We start from the raw sequence: 15,245 nt of genomic DNA, 5'->3' as shown, positions 1-15,245 counted from the left end.
AAGATTTCACCCTACATCACCGCCCCGATTTGCCATGGGACAAATTCATGATCGCCAAGCCCTAACGCTTCGCTTTTCGTCTGCTGACCAGATGCGGACGCCACGATCAGATCGAGGATATCCGCCCCCTTGTCCGCAATCGCCACGCCCTGCGACACGATATCCCCACAGTTCAAGTCCATGTCGTCCGGCATCTTCGCGTAAAGCGCGTCGTTCGTGGACAGCTTGATCGTCGGCGCAGGTTTCGATCCAAAGGCCGATCCGCGCCCTGTCGTGAACACCACAATCTGTGCACCACTGGCAATCTGGCCTGTCACAGACACCGGATCATAGCCCGGTGAGTCCATGAAAATTAGACCCTGTTGCTTGGGTTTTGCGGCATACCCAACGACTTCTACCAATGGCGTTGATCCGGCTTTTGCGACCGCGCCCAACGATTTTTCCAAAATTGTCGTCAGCCCTCCCGCCTTGTTACCGGGGCTCGGATTGTTGTCCATCGACCCGCCATTGATGCGCGTGTATTCTTCCCACCAGCGCAATTGCTTGGTCAGCGTATCGCCCACCGCATCGGACGGCACACGGTCCAGCAAAAGCTGTTCAGCGCCGTAAATTTCTGGCGTCTCGGCCAGCACAACGCTGCCGCCATGCCCGACCAAAAGATCGCTCGCGGCACCCAACGCGGGGTTCGCCGTGATCCCAGAATACCCGTCAGACCCGCCACATTGCAGCGCGACCGTCAGCGCAGACAACGGTTGCGGCGTGCGTTCGGTGGCATTCACGTCTGGCAAAATCGCTTTCACCTGTTCGACAATCCGCGCCGCCGTTGCCGTCGTCCCGCCCGTTTCCTGAATTGTCAGCCCATGAAACCGTTCCTGTCCGGTACTGCCGAACTTCGTCTTCATCCGCGCGACCTGCATCACTTCGCACCCAAGACCCACAAAAATCGCAGCCCCGATATTGGGATGCGTGGCATAGCCCCACAAAACCCGTTCAAGGTACTCCATCCCCAAACCGTCCGTCGCCATCCCGCAGCCGGTCCCGTGACCAAGGGCCACGACCCCGTCAACGTTCGGATAAGCGTCAAGCAGCCCAGACGTCGTGATCTGTTCCGCCGCCTTGCGGATCACCGTGGCAGAGCAATTCACCGTCGCGATCAGCGCGATCATGTTGCGCGTACCAACCTGCCCGTCATCGCGTAAATAACCGTCAAACGTGCGCGGCGAAACACGCGGCACAGCGGCTTTTGCGGTCTCTAACGCAGCCCCAAACGGCAAATCTGTGTCGTGATCACCAAAGGCGCAATTGTGACTATGCACATGTTCGCCCATCGCAATATCGTCGGTCGCATAGCCAATCAGATACCCGAATTTGAAGACCGCATCGCCCCTAGCAATGTCCGCCCGCGCCACTTTGTGACCCGCACTTACAGAGGCTGCTAAAGCCGCGCCATCAGGCACCACTTGCGTCCCCGCTTTGGTGCGTTCCGTCAGGATCACCACGTTATCGCGGTCGTTCAAAATCAGGGTCGTCATTGGGCGATATATTCCTTTACAGCCGCACGCGCCCCTTGCGATTGCAAGCGCGCATATGCTGCCGTCAAAGGTGCACGGAAAGCAGGGTTTTGCGCAAGCGTTTCACTGAAAATATCGCGAAACCCGAGCAGATCGAAAGCGCCATCTGCCGCCTTCAGCTGACCCGCCATCGGATCGCGGACATCAATCGGGTCACCCTTTTCATCTGTACCACCAACGTATCGCATCCAAGCCGCCACCGCGAGGATCAGACCGTTCGGCAAATGCCCCTGCGCCAGATTATCGGCGATTGTGCCCAGCAAACGTTGCGGCAGTTTCTGACTACCATCCATCGCAATTTGCCAGGTCTTATGCCGGATCGACGTATCCTTGAACCGATCCATCAGCGTCGCGCAATAGGCTGGCAGGTCTTCGCCATCGGGTTGCGGCAACGTCGGAATGATTTCTTCATGCCACAGTTTTTCGCACAATCCGGCAAAATCCGGGTCTGTGACAACATCGCCAATCGTCTCTAATCCAGCCAAATAACCTAGATAAGCCATCGTCGAATGGGTTCCGTTCAGGCACCGCAGTTTCATCAATTCGTGGGCATCAACATCCTTGACGAACTGCGCGCCAACACTGTCCCACGCGGGACGCCCATCGGCAAAATCATCCTCGATTACCCACTGCCTGAATGCTTCATGAAACACGCAAGCAGGGTCGTGATATCCCGCAATCTCTGCCAGCTTTTCCACATCTACGTCAGTTGTCGCGGGCGTAATCCGGTCCACCATCGTGGCCGGAAACGGCACGTTCTCCGCTATCCAATCCGCCAAAGCCGGATCATAGGCACGCGCGAAATCAAGCACCGTGCCCCGCGCCAACGCCCCATTCGACGGCAGGTTATCGCACGACAGAACGGTAAACGGTTTCCCGCCCGCCGCATGTCGTTTTGCCAAAGCGGCCACAATAAACCCAACAGCCGTGCGCGGCGCGGCGATGTTTGCCAGATCATGCACAACATCAGGGTGGGTCCGGTTCAGCGCACCCGTCGCAGGTTCGTGGCAGTATCCTTTTTCAGTGATCGTCAGCGATACGATCTTCACACCCGCATCCGCCATCGCATCAACGACAGCGTTCGGGTCTTCAGGGGCAACCAAAACGCGTGAAATAGACTCTATTACGCGGGGTTTTGGCCCATCTTCGGACAGTGTGACCGATGTGAACGCGCCGCCCTGCGGGCCAAGCTGATCACGCGCGGTGGGACTGCGCAGACTGACCGCGCAAATCCCCCAATCGCCACCCTCATTCGCCATCGCTTCATCGGTGTAAACCGCATTAAAGGCACGGAAAAACGCGCCCGGCCCAAGGTGAACGATCCCCACTTTCGGGGCTTCACACGACCGGTTCAATCTTGGTTTATCGGGCAAGCCACCCTCCATCGACGTTCAACACCGCACCCGTCACGTAATTCGCGGCACCACCACACAGGAACGTCACCGCCCCCGCAATATCGGCAGGATCACCCCACCGTCCGGCAGGAATTCGGCCCAAAATCTCGGCACTGCGCTGCGGATCTTCGCGCAATGCAGATGTGTTATTCGTGGCAATATAACCGGGTGCGACCGCGTTCACGTTGATCCCATGCGCGGACCATTCGTTCGCAAACAGCTTTGTTAGACCCGCAACGCCGTGTTTTGACGCAGTGTAGGCAGGGACGCGAATGCCGCCCTGAAACGACAAAAGCGAAGCAATGTTGACGATCCGACCGCCCGCCTCGCGGGCAATCGCGGCTTTCGCAAAAGCTTGGCACATCATGAACACAGCCTTCAGGTTCACGTCCATCACGTCGTCCCAATCAGCCTCGGTGTAATCGACACTGTCGGCACGGCGAATGATGCCCGCATTATTCACGAGGATATCGAAATCACCCGCACCTTCCATCGCAGCCACCGCCGCCGCAGGATCGGACAAATCAAGGCGCAGCTCTGTGCCCTTCTCCCCCATCATTGCGACCGTTTCAGCACATGACGACCGGCCCGCGGCGACCACGTCGGCCCCCGCCTGCGCAAGCCCCACGGCAATCGCCTGACCGATACCCGTATTCGCACCCGTCACAAGGGCGCGTTGCCCATCAAGTCGGAATGGATCGGTCATTTCAGGTCCCCGATTGCAATCATGTCCATATCGGTGAAATCAACGTTATCGCCGGCCATTGCCCAACAGAACGTGTACGACGACGTGCCAGCACCTGAATGGATCGACCATGGCGGTGAAATCACGGCTTCCTCATTGGCCATCACAATGTGACGGGTTTCCTGGGGCGTCCCCATAAAATGGAAAACACGCTGATCTTCCGGCACATCAAAGTAAAGGTAGGCTTCCATCCGGCGATCATGGGTATGCGCAGGCATCGTGTTCCAAACAGACCCCGGCGTGAACTGCGTGTAACCCATCAGCAGCTGACAGCTTTTGCAAACGTCAGGGTGCAGGATTTGAATAATCACCCGTTCATTTGCAGTCTCGCGCGCACCCATTTCGACACGGCGTGCGTCTTCAACTTTAATCAGCGTGGTTGGGTAGGTTTGGTGGGCGGGTGCGGACAACAGATAGAACCGACCACCCGACAACGTCACTGGACCATCACCCATACCGATATATAAAACCTCACCTTTTTCAAGGGTATACGTTTCGCCACCGACTGCGATCTCACCGGTATCACCAAGGTTTAGCGCGGCCATTTCACGACGTTCAAGGAATGTCGCCGTCCCCGTTTCCGGTACATGATCCAACGTCAGCGGGCCATTGGCAGGCACCGCAGAGCCAAGGATTAAACGGTCGTAATGCGAATACACCAACCGGACTTCATCATCGGCAAACAGGTCGCCCACATGAAAATGTTCACGCAGTTTTTCGGTGTCGAACCCTTTGGCCGTTTCGGGGTCAATGGCGTAGCGGGTTTGGGTCGTTGTCATAGCTCTACTTTCAGTTCAGAGGTTATAGGCAGTTTTGGCAAGGCCGTAGGAAAGGTCATGCGCGACTTCAAAAGCGTCTTGCTCGCGCAACCGTCCGGTCATCACAAGCGTGGACAAATACGCGCAGTCAGATCGACGTGACACATCGTGGCGGGCGGGGATCGAACAAAAGGCGCGGGTGTCGTCATTGAAACCGGCAGTGTTATAGAATCCGCAGGTTTCGGTGGTATTTTCGCGGAACCGCTTGATGCCTTCATAACTATCATGGAACCACCACGGCGGGCCCAGCTTTAGGGCAGGATAAGCACCGGCAAGCGGCGCAAGTTCGCGCGCATAAACAGTTTCGTCCAATGTAAACAGGATGATAGTCAGATCAGGGTCCATCCCAACGGCATCTAACATCGGTTTCAGGCCCGTGACGTAATCAGTACGGCCCGGAATATCGAACCCCTTATCGCGGCCAAATTCCGCAAAGACGCGCGCAGAATGGTTGCGCCGCGAACCCGCGTGAATTTGCATGGTCATGCCGTCATCCAACGACATCTTCGCCATCTCGGTCAGCATCTGGCCGCGAAATTCTTCGGCTTCGACCGCGTTGAAATAGCCACTGTTAATCTTGATGAACAACGCTTCTGCATCCGTGCTGCTCAAATTGGCCGTGTGCGCAGACGGATGCCCGTGATCCGTCGCAGTTGCACCGTTTTCGCGGAAAAATGCACGCCGCTTGCGGTGCGCCACAAGATAACCCGACCAACTGCGTGTATCCTCGCCCGTGATCTCGCCAAAATCACGCAAGTTCTGCGCAAAGCCTTCGAATTCGGGGTCAACAACAGCGTCGGGGCGATAGGTTGTGATCACGCGCCCCTGCCAACCGCTATCCGCAATCATTTTGTGCCACTTCAAGTCATCCAATGCACCTTCGGTCGTCGCAAGCAATTCGATGTTAAACCCATCGAAAAGAGCACGTGGGCGGAACGCATCAGTCGCAAGTTGCGCTTCGATTTGATCGTAAATCACGCCCGCAGTTTTAGGTGACAGCACCTCACCAACCCCGAAAACATGTTCGAACGCATGATCAAGCCAGATCGACGACGGCGTCCCGCGGAACAAATGATAATGTGCCGCAAACCGGTTCCAAATCTGGCGCGGGTCACGTTCAACGGCGCCACCATCGGCGCGTGGAATGCCCAAATCAGCCATCGGAACACCTTGCGACACCAACATGCGAAACACGTAATGATCTGGAATCACAAACAATTCAGCGGGGTTACCAAAACGCTCATCCTCTGCGAACCATTGCGGATCACAATGCCCATGGGGACTAATGATCGGCAGATCAGCCACGCTTTGATACAGCGCACGCGTCATATCCCGCTGGCGCGGATCAATCGGAAACAGACGATCAGGGTCGTTTAATGGCATGCCGAAATCCCCCCCATAACGGAACTGGTACACTAATATGCTAGTCGGTCAGTTGAGTCAAAGTTGAAATGAGGCTATCGTCCCACAAAAGCACACAGGGCACACCATGAATGCAATCGTATTTGATCCCATCGACGCGCCCACAGGGTCCGCAACGGACACGGTGTTTGATGCGCTTTATGATGCAATCGTGCACGCGAAACTGCCACCGGGTGCACGCGTTTCAGAACAAGATATTGCCAAACAGCTCGCCGTATCGCGTCAACCTGTCCGCGACGCATTTTTTCGATTATCCAACCTCGGGTTCCTCGCGATCAGGCCACAACGTGCGACTTTAATCACGCCGATTTCGGTTCAGGCGGTCAAAGACGCGATGTTCACCCGCACGGCGCTAGAGGTCGAAAGCCTTCGGGTGGCGATGACCAAAGACCTCGCAAAATTAATAGATGCGTTAACACACAACCTGTCAGAACAGCGCACATGCAAACCAAATGATGCTGCGGGCTTTCACATACTCGATGAAGCATTCCACGAAATCATCTGCGCCCATTCCGGACACACACACGTTTGGTCACTAATCCGCGCCCAAAAAGCGCACCTTGATCGCATCCGTTTTTTGACGCTTTCGCACGAACGCTACAAAGAAGTCATCCTCGAACACGACCGCATTCTAGACGCTATCGTGAACGCGGATGCGGCAAAAGCAGAGGCCGAATTGCGGCACCACATCAGCGCAGTCATGAACACGTTGCCCGACATTGTCGCTGCAAGACCCACGTATTTCGATCCAAACGCGAAAGATGCACTGCCTTAACCGGCCCCTTTCAAACGGCTTTCTTCGGTCGCCGGGGCATAGGTGCGGTGCGCAAACACCAATAGCGTTGCCCAAGCCGCAGGGTCAGGGTTCGCCCGATCCGATCGGTCTAGTCGGTGGGGCATCACCATCGGCGCAGCCACTGACATGCTGGACGCAAATCCGTCAATTCTTCCACTGATACAGACGCCGTCGCCGTCCGTGGTCACGGTCCCGGTCGCAGTTTCGATGGTCGCGCCACCCTGCCCCGCGATAAATGGCAACACCAATATCGGCACCGCAACTGGGCCTATACTATAGTCACGCCGCCCAAGATCCGACATCAAACACCCCGTCGACAATGGGCACAAAGGGCCAGCCGCCGCCCAATCGTCCTGCGTCATGACTGGTTTTGCAGCGTTAAAATCCACGCCATCCATCCGGCGCAACAAAGCTGCCAACGCCGCACATCCGTCCACCCCGCGTGCGGTTAACCAATGCGCAGCAAATCCGGCCTCGTCCGCGACGCCCCAAGAATATCCCGCACCCCGCGCTGCTTTTTTGGCAGTCGCTTCGACTTCGTTCAGCGAAAACATCACGCGTATCCCGTGGGATAGACCCACAAATCGGACGTCTCAGGCGATAAATCCTCGGGATACGGTGCGCCCTTGTACATGCAGATACGGACCCAGCGATCAGATCGCGGATCGAAATGGATTGCCCCAAAAAACGACAACTTCGCGCGCAGCATATCAATCGGCATAACCGCGGCGCTAATCGTATTGTCGCGGATTTCACCGTAAGGCGCGGCGCGCGTCAGCTGCGCCCGCTTCACCGCCTGCCGATGTTCGGGATGGTCCAGCAGAACCGTCGCAACCAGCGTTTCATCTGCAATACTAGCAAGATCGCGCATTAGCGAAACCGCATCACGCGCGGGGGCCAAGGGTTGTTCAAAGGCTGCTATCGGTTCTTCGAAACGCTCCCCAAGGCGCGGTTCCAGCTTTTCCGCCGACACGTACCACGCGCGCGCGCAGTGTTCCGCCGCGGCCCAATCGATATCCGCAGCCCAGCCGTAGACATCTGCCAGGATCACGCGCAGATGACCCACTGTCATCGTGCCATCAATGCGGAACGATTTTTCGAACGTATCCGCCATGCAATCCGCCAGCCCGTCGACCAAATCCGGATAGGATTCCAACATAAGCGAGGCGACGAGTTCTTGACCTTCTTCGCTCAGCGATTCAAACGCCCATAACCAGAGTCTATTCCACGGGAATTCGCCATCAAATGCCGTTTTCCGGTGGGCCTGTATCTGCTGCAAATCGTCATGCAAATCCGCCAGTTTGGCGACCTGTACCGGATGTTCAGACCGCCATTCGCCAACAGACTTCGCGACGCGGGCAAACAACGTGTCAAACATGCGCAGTTCATCGGCAGTTGCGACTTGCACACGCCGGACGCGGGCAATTGCCTCTTCTCGGGCAATGATCCAATTGTTGAATAAAACCGGATGGTTGATGATAAACGGGGCCATCCCCAGACCCGTCGAATTGCCGATCCCCAGACTTTGCGCGATTGCAGGGTTCAACGCGACCGCCTTGTCGCCCCCTTCCACACGCGCCATGTGTTGCACAAGGTCACGCACGAAGGTCCGGATCAGGTAAACCGTTAACATCTCGGCCTGAAATGGCACGGTCAGCTCAGGTCGATCCGCGATGGTTTCGCGATCCGCCGCCCCGAATTTACCGGACCCGTAAACAGCGGTTGTGCGCATCAGGTAGCCAACGGCATCGATCTGATCGACATCGGGTTGCCGCCCATCCGCAAGTGCTGTGACGACATGCGACCATAACCGAACCGACCGATTTGCCCGTGATAGGGTCAATTCTTTGGCCGAAACGCGACCTGCTTCCTGCAACGGCACGTTTTGCGCCAGCCTGTCGATATCAGCCTGCGTCGGCACGCCATCAAACAGGGTAAACGTCGCATCCCACGCATCTGCGATGACCCGATCCGACCGTTTGGCTGCGGGTAGATCATGGGCAAACGCGATTAACGAATATGAACGCGCGGGCCCACGCGCGGTGTAGACGGCATACCCCACACCAGTCTGATCAATGTCAAAAATCGGCCGTGTGAAGTCCCAGCTTTCGCCCGCCATACGCCGTGTCAGAACACGCATAAAGCTAAGCCTGCTTTGGTGGAACGACCCAAGTCTACTTAATCGCATCACAACATCAGGCGGCCGGCGCGTGATATCTGTGATGCGATCCATCATGTGGCTGGACCAAAATTCGCGGCGAAAAAGCGGTACCAATTGCCGCCCATGATCTTTCCAACCTCGTCGTCAGACATCCCGACCGCCCGCAATCCAGTCTCTATATTGGGGAAATCGCGGTTATCCTGGAACCAATCCGGCATGTCCGGAAACCCAGGTGCGGCAGCTGATCCTTCGCCGTAGTCGATGGTTTTTGTCCATCGCCCCGTCCGCATCCATTCGACGACACTATCGGGATGATCCTGACAAAGATCAGAGCCTATACCAAGGTGATCAACACCGAATTTATCCGCCGTCCGCGCAACCATTTCGCAAAAGCTGGTCAGCGTGCAGTCCGTCTTGTCCTTCAGATGATGCGGGTACAGCGAAAACCCGAGCATCCCGCCGTTTTGCGTGACCGCCCTGATCACGTCGTCTTTTTTGTTGCGCAGCGCAGGGCACCATTCGTGCGGGTTGGCATGTGTGATCGCAATCGGGCGGTCCGAGAAATCAGCTGCTTCAATCGTGGACCGATCCGCTGAATGGCTCATGTCCACAACAAGCCCCACGCGGTTCATTTCACGCACCACTTCGCGGCCCATGCGGGTCAAACCCATATCTTCGGCTTCATAACATCCCGTCGCAAGCAGTGATTGGTTGTTATAGGTCAGCTGCATGAACCGCGCGCCAAGCGTATGGTTAATCTCGACCAACCCAATGTCGTCTTCAATCGGGCTGGGGTTCTGAAACCCAAAGAATATCGCGGTGCGACCTGTCGCCTTTGCCCGATCAATATCAGCGGCAGTTAGACCTTTGATAATCAGGTCGTCGTATTGTTCGAACCAGCGGTTCCACTGTTCAAAGTTCAGGACCGTTTCGCGAAACATCTCGTGGTAGGCGATGGTGACGTGAACCGCGTCCACGCCCCCGATCCGCATTTGTCGAAAAATCTTTTCCGACCAATTCGCGTATTGCAGCCCATCGATCCGCATCAGTCTGGCGTGCCCGCGCTGATGTAGGCAGTTTTCACTGTGGTGTAGAATTCCGCCGCAGCCTTGCCCTGTTCACGTGGTCCGTAAGAACTGTCGCCGCGGCCGCCAAATGGCACGTGGTAATCGGTGCCCGCCGTCGGTAAATTGATCGTCACGACACCGGTCTGGGCATTGCGGCGGAAGTGGTTGGCGCGCGCCAGTGATTTCGTCACGATCCCCGACGTCAAACCGAATTTCGTGTCGTTCACGACGCTCAACGCTTCATCGTATGATCCCACTTTGATCACAGATGTCAGCGGCGCGAACATTTCTTCGCGGTTGATCCGCATGGCGTTGTTGGTGCCAAGGAACACACCCGGCGACATGTAAAACCCGTCATGCGGCATATCGAGCCGCACACCGCCGCAGGCCAGTTCCGCCCCTTCGGATTTCCCAAGATCAACGTATGCTAGGTTTTCAGACAACTGCTGTTCGCTCACAACCGGACCAATCTGTGTGCCTGTTTCTAAAGCGTGCCCGACCTTCATCGCTTGCGCACCCGCGACCAGCTTTTCGACAAATGCATCGTGCACCGCTTCATGCACCACCAGTCGCGACGATGCCGTGCATTTTTGTCCGGTCCCGCCAAATGCACCGCCCAAGGACAGCGTCACGGCAAGGTCCAAATCCGCGTCATCCATGATGGCAAAGGCGTTCTTGGACCCCATTTCCAACTGTACCTTGGTGAAATTCCCGATGGCCGTTGCGGCAATTCCGCGTCCAACAGGCACGGACCCCGTAAAGGACACCGCGTTCACGCCGCCGCTTTCGACAAGGCGTTGACCGATGGCACCGCCCGCCCCCATCACCAACGAAAACAACCCGTCGGGGATGTCTTGCTTTGCGATGATTTCTGTTAACGCGACGGCGGATGCGGGTGTCATATTGGCCGGTTTCCAGATCACGGCGTTCCCGTAGCAAAGCGCAGGCGCGATTTTCCAAGACGCGGTCGCCGTCGGGAAATTCCAAGGTGAAATGATCGCGACCACACCCACAGGTTCGCGGCGCACGTCGATCTCGATACCATCACGCACGGAATCCGCGTTTTCGCCAATCTGACGCAGACATTCGGCGGCATAATACGTGAAGAACTGACCGGCGCGGTACACCTCGCCTTTCCCTTCAGCCAATGGTTTGCCTTCTTCGCGGGACAACAAAGTACCGAGTTCTTCCGCCCGCGCCATCATTTCTGTCCCGATTGCATTCAGGACGGCCTGCTTACGTTCCAAACCATATGCCGCCCATTCGCGTTGTGCGGCGTGGGCTTTTCCAATCGCCAGATCAAGTTGATCCGCACGGGCCTGCGTGAACATCCCAACCAGATCCGTCACATCAGACGGATTGCGGTTTTCGATCTCACTTTCACCGGCAACCCATGCCCCAGCGATGTAATTCAGTTTGGTGTCGCTCACGTTCCGCGCCCCTGTTTGTATTTAGTTCAGAGCACGTTGTCGAAACGGATTGATTCCGTCAAATTTATTCGCACCGACGCAAAGGGCGCACAGATGATGCAGCGACCTAGATCACAACAACACAGTGCGGATCGCAAACGCGACGATGCCCAGCACCGCCACGCTTGCGATCCAAATCGCGATAAACCATGCGATCCGCTTCATCAGTGGTACCCTTCGTCGGGGTCGATTTTCCCGCGAAACACCCAATAGGCGTAGGCGGTATAAATCAGGATCATCGGGACCAGCACGACCGTGCCAACAAGCGCAAAGCGCAGGCTTTCGTCGGGGGCCGCTGCTTCGGCGATGGTCAGACTTGGCGGGACGATATTCGGGTAAAAGCTGATCCCGATCCCGATAAAACACAGCACAAAGATCGCCAAGGCCGCCAAGAACGGTTGCGCATCGCGGCCCGCGTTCAGCCCTGTGAACAACGCCCACGCCGACACAAGAACCGCCGCGGGCATTCCCACGCTCAGGAATACGCCCGGCATCGCAAACCAACGCTCAAAATAGACCGCATCCTGGAACGGCGTCAGGATGCTAACCAGGCCAATAAAGGCCAACGTGCCTGCCCCGAGATACCACGCATACCGCTGCATTTTGCGTTGCAATTCACCTTCGGTTTTCATGATGATCCATGTGGCGCCAAGCAATGCATAGCCCACAACAACCGCGACGCCGGTCAGCACGGAAAACACGCTTAACCAATCCCACCAGCCGCCAGCATAGGCCCGATCCGCAACCGTGATCCCCTGCACCAACGCGCCAAGCGCGATCCCTTGCATAAATGCCGCCACCACTGATCCGCCAAAAAATGCAACGTCCCAAACCGGTTTCCACCGTTCTGTCCGCCAGCGGTATTCAAACGCCACGCCGCGAAAGATCAACGCGAGCAGCATCAGAATGATCGGCATGTAAAGCGCAGGCATGATCACGGCATAGGCCAGCGGGAAAACGGCAAACAATCCGCCGCCGCCCAGCACCAGCCATGTTTCATTCCCGTCCCAGATGGGTGCTATGGAATTCATCATGGTCGCTTTTTCGCGTTCGCTTTCGGCTGTCGGGAACAAAATCCCGACACCCAGATCAAAACCATCAAGGATCACATAGGTCAGCACCGCGAAGGCGATGATACCTGCCCAGATAAAGGAAAGTTCAAACATCAGACGGCTCCTTTTTCGTGGACTTCGGTTTGCTGGATCGGCGTGATGCCAGCGGTCCGAATGGGGCCATCCGCGCGCAGTGGGTCGAGTGTGCCAACAGGTTTGCCCATCATCCGCAGCAGGTAAAACGTACCTGCGCCAAAGACGAAGAAATAAACGATGATGAAGGCCAGCAAAGATGCGGCAACCGCAGGTGCTGCAACAGGGGCCAAACTATCAGAGGTGCGCAGCAATCCGTAAACGGTGAACGGCTGACGCCCGACTTCGGTGGTGATCCATCCGGCCAACACCGCGACAAACCCCATCGGTCCCATCAAAACAGATGTCCGGTGCAGCCATTTGTCATCGTACAACTTGCCCCGCAAGCGCCGCCACAATGACCACGCACCCAGACCCAACATCGCAAAACCAAGACCGACCATCACGCGGAAGCTCCAGAACACGATCGCGACTGGCGGTTCATCCTCGTCCGGGATCGTATCAAGACCGTCCAGCGGCGCGTCCCAATGGTGTTTGAGGATCAAGCTCGACAGTTTCGGGATTTCAATCGCGTAATCGATCCGCTTTTCTTCCGCATTCGGAATACCAAACAGGATCAACGGCGCACCGTCGGGATGGCTGTCGTAATGGCCTTCCATCGCCATGATCTTGGCAGGCTGGTGTTCCAACGTATTCAAACCGTGGAAATCACCCGCAAGAATTTGCAATGGTGCCACTACGATGAGCATCCACATCGCCATCGAAAACATCCGGCGCGCGGCGGCATCTGCGCGATCACGCAGCAAATGCAGCGCCCCTGCCCCGCCAACAACCAGCGCAGTCGTCAGATAGGCGGCCAACACCATATGCACCAGCCGATATGGGAACGACGGGTTAAACACGATAGCCCACCAGTCTTCGGGTACAAACTGGCCCAATTCATTGATGGAATATCCCGCAGGCGTCTGCATCCACGAATTCACCGACAAAATCCAAGTGGCGGACATCAACGTGCCAAACGCCACCATTGCGGTCGCGAACATGTGCAGCTTGTCGCCCACACGGGCGCGGCCAAACAGCATGATGCCCAGAAAGCCCGCCTCTAGGAAAAAGGCCGACAATACTTCGTAGGCCATCAACGGCCCAAGGATCGGTCCGGTCTTATCCGAAAACACGGACCAGTTCGTGCCAAATTGGTAAGACATCACAATGCCCGACACGACGCCCATACCGAACGCCACGGCGAAAATCTTTTTCCAATAGTTGAACAACGCCAGATACGTCTGGTCGCGGGTCCATAGATATAGCCCGTTCAGGACCGCCAGAAAACTGGCCAATCCGATCGAGAACGCGGGAAAGATGATGTGAAACGACACCGTGAATGCAAATTGCATCCGTGCGAGCGTTTCAGCAGTCAGGCCGTCAAACATTGTCATGCCTCATTGTGTAAGGTCAGATGCACCATACGATATAGTGCATCTGATGCACTTGTCAGTTTCGTTTCGGGCCAAAGTCGGCGGCAGTGATCGCACCGTCCCCGTCGCGGTCCACATCTGCAATCCAGCGGGCGGTGTTGTCCACGAACTCTGCGCGGGTCACTTCGCCGTTTGCATCCGTATCGTTGAAATCCATCGTCAGTCCAACCTGCATCCGGTGGCCACCTTTTCCGTGACCGCCTGCATTGTTCTCCATATCCGCCGCGCGGGTTTCGTCGAAAAGAACATATTCGGCGGCATCCAAGACGTCGTTTTCATCTTGGTCAAACATGTAGAAGACGTCGCCGCGACGCGTTGTCGCCTCTGCGACTGTGACGCTGCCGTCTTCGTCCAGATCCCAGTTTAGCAGGAAATGTGCACCCGGAGTTTCTTCTGCGAAAGCGGCAAGCGGGCTGATCGCAAGGGCGGCAGCAATAAGAAGTGTTTTTGTCATGGTCGTCTCCGATTGAATTGGGCGCAAAGGTTAGATTTTGACCGTGCGCAGGTAAGGGCGCAGCGTTTCAAATCCTTGCGGGAATGCGGTCTTTGCATCCGCATCCGACACGGATGGCGGGATGATCACATCATCGCCCGGCGTCCAATCCGCAGGTGTTGCGATCTTGTATTTGTCGCCCGTCTGCAGGGCATCAATGACACGCAGAATTTCGTCAAAGTTCCGACCGACGCTCATGGGATAGGTCATGGTCAGGCGAATTTTCTTATCAGGATCAATGATGAACACAGACCGGACAGCGGCAGTTTCGCTCTCGCTGGGGTGGATCATGTCGTATGCTTTGGCGACGGTCAGGGTCGCGTCGGCCACAATCGGGAACACGAGGTTTGTGTTCTGCGTGTCGTTCACGTCGTCGATCCATTTCACATGTTCTGCGACAGTATCTGTCGACAGACCAATCGGTTTCACACCGCGGGATGCAAATTGATCGGCAAGCTGCGATGTGCGCCCCATTTCGGTTGTGCACACAGGGGTAAAGTCAGCGGGGTGGCTGAAAAAGAACGCCCAATCGTCACCGATCCAATCGTGAAAGTTAATCGGGCCAGTGGTTGTGTCAGCGTCAAAGTTCGGGGCGGTGTCACCGATGCGAAGGCTCATGTCGTTTATCCTATATTTGAAATAGTGGTTTAAACGGGATGTAGACCTACCCATTTACAAAAGCAATACTT

General features: G+C 56.3%; 15 protein-coding genes. 1 reads left to right on the top strand and 14 read right to left on the bottom strand.

Annotated features, from left to right (window positions below):
- Positions 1-11: 11 nt before the first annotated feature.
- From AC0L7R_RS19135 to uxaC, 5 genes are read right to left on the bottom strand one after another with little or no spacing between them, the layout of a single operon-like run.
- Complete coding sequence (locus AC0L7R_RS19135; protein WP_473660954.1) at positions 12-1,532, bottom strand: UxaA family hydrolase; 1,521 nt, start codon at positions 1,530-1,532, stop codon at positions 12-14.
- A complete protein-coding gene (locus AC0L7R_RS19130; RefSeq protein ID WP_473660953.1) occupies positions 1,529-2,956 on the bottom strand; it encodes a mannitol dehydrogenase family protein in 1,428 nt (475 codons plus the stop codon). The genes AC0L7R_RS19135 and AC0L7R_RS19130 overlap by 4 nt, the downstream gene beginning before the upstream one ends.
- Positions 2,934-3,671 carry a 2-dehydro-3-deoxy-D-gluconate 5-dehydrogenase KduD gene (gene kduD / locus AC0L7R_RS19125; RefSeq protein ID WP_473660951.1) on the bottom strand — a complete coding sequence of 246 codons (738 nt, stop codon included), beginning with the start codon at positions 3,669-3,671 and terminating at the stop codon, positions 2,934-2,936. The genes AC0L7R_RS19130 and kduD overlap by 23 nt, the downstream gene beginning before the upstream one ends.
- The gene (kduI, locus tag AC0L7R_RS19120) at positions 3,668-4,489 is read right to left on the bottom strand and encodes a 5-dehydro-4-deoxy-D-glucuronate isomerase (RefSeq protein ID WP_473660949.1); all 822 of its coding nucleotides are present in this window, start codon (positions 4,487-4,489) and stop codon (positions 3,668-3,670) included. The genes kduD and kduI overlap by 4 nt, the downstream gene beginning before the upstream one ends.
- A gap of 15 nt (positions 4,490-4,504) precedes the next feature.
- Positions 4,505-5,911 carry a glucuronate isomerase gene (gene uxaC, locus AC0L7R_RS19115; RefSeq protein WP_473660947.1) on the bottom strand — a complete coding sequence of 469 codons (1,407 nt, stop codon included), beginning with the start codon at positions 5,909-5,911 and terminating at the stop codon, positions 4,505-4,507.
- A 106-nt stretch (positions 5,912-6,017) separates the two neighbouring features.
- Here uxaC and AC0L7R_RS19110 point away from each other — a divergent pair, with 106 nt between their 5' ends.
- The gene (locus tag AC0L7R_RS19110; protein ID WP_473660945.1) at positions 6,018-6,725 is read left to right on the top strand and encodes an FCD domain-containing protein; all 708 of its coding nucleotides are present in this window, start codon (positions 6,018-6,020) and stop codon (positions 6,723-6,725) included.
- Here the strand turns inward: AC0L7R_RS19110 and AC0L7R_RS19105 are convergent.
- The 9 genes from AC0L7R_RS19105 to AC0L7R_RS19065 all read right to left on the bottom strand — a co-directional run bounded on the left by AC0L7R_RS19105 (position 6,722) and on the right by AC0L7R_RS19065 (position 15,174).
- A complete protein-coding gene (locus tag AC0L7R_RS19105; RefSeq protein WP_473660943.1) occupies positions 6,722-7,300 on the bottom strand; it encodes a DUF3726 domain-containing protein in 579 nt (192 codons plus the stop codon). The two genes, AC0L7R_RS19110 and AC0L7R_RS19105, sit on opposite strands and share 4 nt — an antisense overlap.
- Positions 7,300-8,979, bottom strand: coding sequence for a hypothetical protein (locus AC0L7R_RS19100; protein ID WP_473661008.1), 1,680 nt, complete (start codon positions 8,977-8,979; stop codon positions 7,300-7,302). The genes AC0L7R_RS19105 and AC0L7R_RS19100 overlap by 1 nt, the downstream gene beginning before the upstream one ends.
- The gene (locus tag AC0L7R_RS19095; RefSeq protein WP_473660941.1) at positions 8,979-9,953 is read right to left on the bottom strand and encodes a membrane dipeptidase; all 975 of its coding nucleotides are present in this window, start codon (positions 9,951-9,953) and stop codon (positions 8,979-8,981) included. The genes AC0L7R_RS19100 and AC0L7R_RS19095 overlap by 1 nt, the downstream gene beginning before the upstream one ends.
- Entirely contained in the window at positions 9,953-11,404 is a 1,452-nt protein-coding gene (locus AC0L7R_RS19090) for an aldehyde dehydrogenase family protein (protein WP_473660939.1), read from the bottom strand. Before AC0L7R_RS19090 ends, AC0L7R_RS19095 begins: the two co-directional genes overlap by 1 nt.
- Positions 11,405-11,515: 111 nt before the next feature.
- Positions 11,516-11,608 carry a DUF2474 family protein gene (locus AC0L7R_RS19085; protein ID WP_247129797.1) on the bottom strand — a complete coding sequence of 31 codons (93 nt, stop codon included), beginning with the start codon at positions 11,606-11,608 and terminating at the stop codon, positions 11,516-11,518.
- Entirely contained in the window at positions 11,608-12,609 is a 1,002-nt protein-coding gene (gene cydB / locus AC0L7R_RS19080) for a cytochrome d ubiquinol oxidase subunit II (protein ID WP_473660937.1), read from the bottom strand. The genes AC0L7R_RS19085 and cydB overlap by 1 nt, the downstream gene beginning before the upstream one ends.
- A complete protein-coding gene (locus AC0L7R_RS19075) occupies positions 12,609-14,018 on the bottom strand; it encodes a cytochrome ubiquinol oxidase subunit I (protein WP_473660935.1) in 1,410 nt (469 codons plus the stop codon). The genes cydB and AC0L7R_RS19075 overlap by 1 nt, the downstream gene beginning before the upstream one ends.
- A gap of 61 nt (positions 14,019-14,079) precedes the next feature.
- Positions 14,080-14,517: an EF-hand domain-containing protein gene (locus AC0L7R_RS19070; protein ID WP_348106750.1), complete on the bottom strand. Its 438-nt coding sequence runs from the start codon at positions 14,515-14,517 to the stop codon at positions 14,080-14,082.
- Positions 14,518-14,547: 30 nt separating this feature from the next.
- Positions 14,548-15,174, bottom strand: coding sequence for a peroxiredoxin (locus AC0L7R_RS19065; RefSeq protein ID WP_473660933.1), 627 nt, complete (start codon positions 15,172-15,174; stop codon positions 14,548-14,550).
- Between the last annotated feature and the right edge of the window lie 71 nt (positions 15,175-15,245).

This window comes from Yoonia sp. D2-7, from assembly GCF_055809435.1.
This window is presented reverse-complemented; position numbering and strand designations above follow the sequence as displayed.

Bases quoted from the DNA above. Each gene is read 5' to 3' on its own strand.
- AC0L7R_RS19135 (WP_473660954.1), bottom strand. From the start codon at position 1,532: ATGACGACCCTGATTTTGAACGACCGCGATAACGTGGTGATCCTGACG.
- AC0L7R_RS19130 (WP_473660953.1), bottom strand. From the start codon at position 2,956: ATGGAGGGTGGCTTGCCCGATAAACCAAGATTGAACCGGTCGTGTGAA.
- kduD (WP_473660951.1), bottom strand. From the start codon at position 3,671: ATGACCGATCCATTCCGACTTGATGGGCAACGCGCCCTTGTGACGGGT.
- kduI (WP_473660949.1), bottom strand. From the start codon at position 4,489: ATGACAACGACCCAAACCCGCTACGCCATTGACCCCGAAACGGCCAAA.
- uxaC (WP_473660947.1), bottom strand. From the start codon at position 5,911: ATGCCATTAAACGACCCTGATCGTCTGTTTCCGATTGATCCGCGCCAG.
- AC0L7R_RS19110 (WP_473660945.1), top strand. From the start codon at position 6,018: ATGAATGCAATCGTATTTGATCCCATCGACGCGCCCACAGGGTCCGCA.
- AC0L7R_RS19105 (WP_473660943.1), bottom strand. From the start codon at position 7,300: ATGTTTTCGCTGAACGAAGTCGAAGCGACTGCCAAAAAAGCAGCGCGG.
- AC0L7R_RS19100 (WP_473661008.1), bottom strand. From the start codon at position 8,979: ATGGATCGCATCACAGATATCACGCGCCGGCCGCCTGATGTTGTGATG.
- AC0L7R_RS19095 (WP_473660941.1), bottom strand. From the start codon at position 9,953: ATGCGGATCGATGGGCTGCAATACGCGAATTGGTCGGAAAAGATTTTT.
- AC0L7R_RS19085 (WP_247129797.1), bottom strand. From the start codon at position 11,608: ATGAAGCGGATCGCATGGTTTATCGCGATTTGGATCGCAAGCGTGGCG.
- cydB (WP_473660937.1), bottom strand. From the start codon at position 12,609: ATGTTTGAACTTTCCTTTATCTGGGCAGGTATCATCGCCTTCGCGGTG.
- AC0L7R_RS19075 (WP_473660935.1), bottom strand. From the start codon at position 14,018: ATGTTTGACGGCCTGACTGCTGAAACGCTCGCACGGATGCAATTTGCA.
- AC0L7R_RS19070 (WP_348106750.1), bottom strand. From the start codon at position 14,517: ATGACAAAAACACTTCTTATTGCTGCCGCCCTTGCGATCAGCCCGCTT.
- AC0L7R_RS19065 (WP_473660933.1), bottom strand. From the start codon at position 15,174: ATGAGCCTTCGCATCGGTGACACCGCCCCGAACTTTGACGCTGACACA.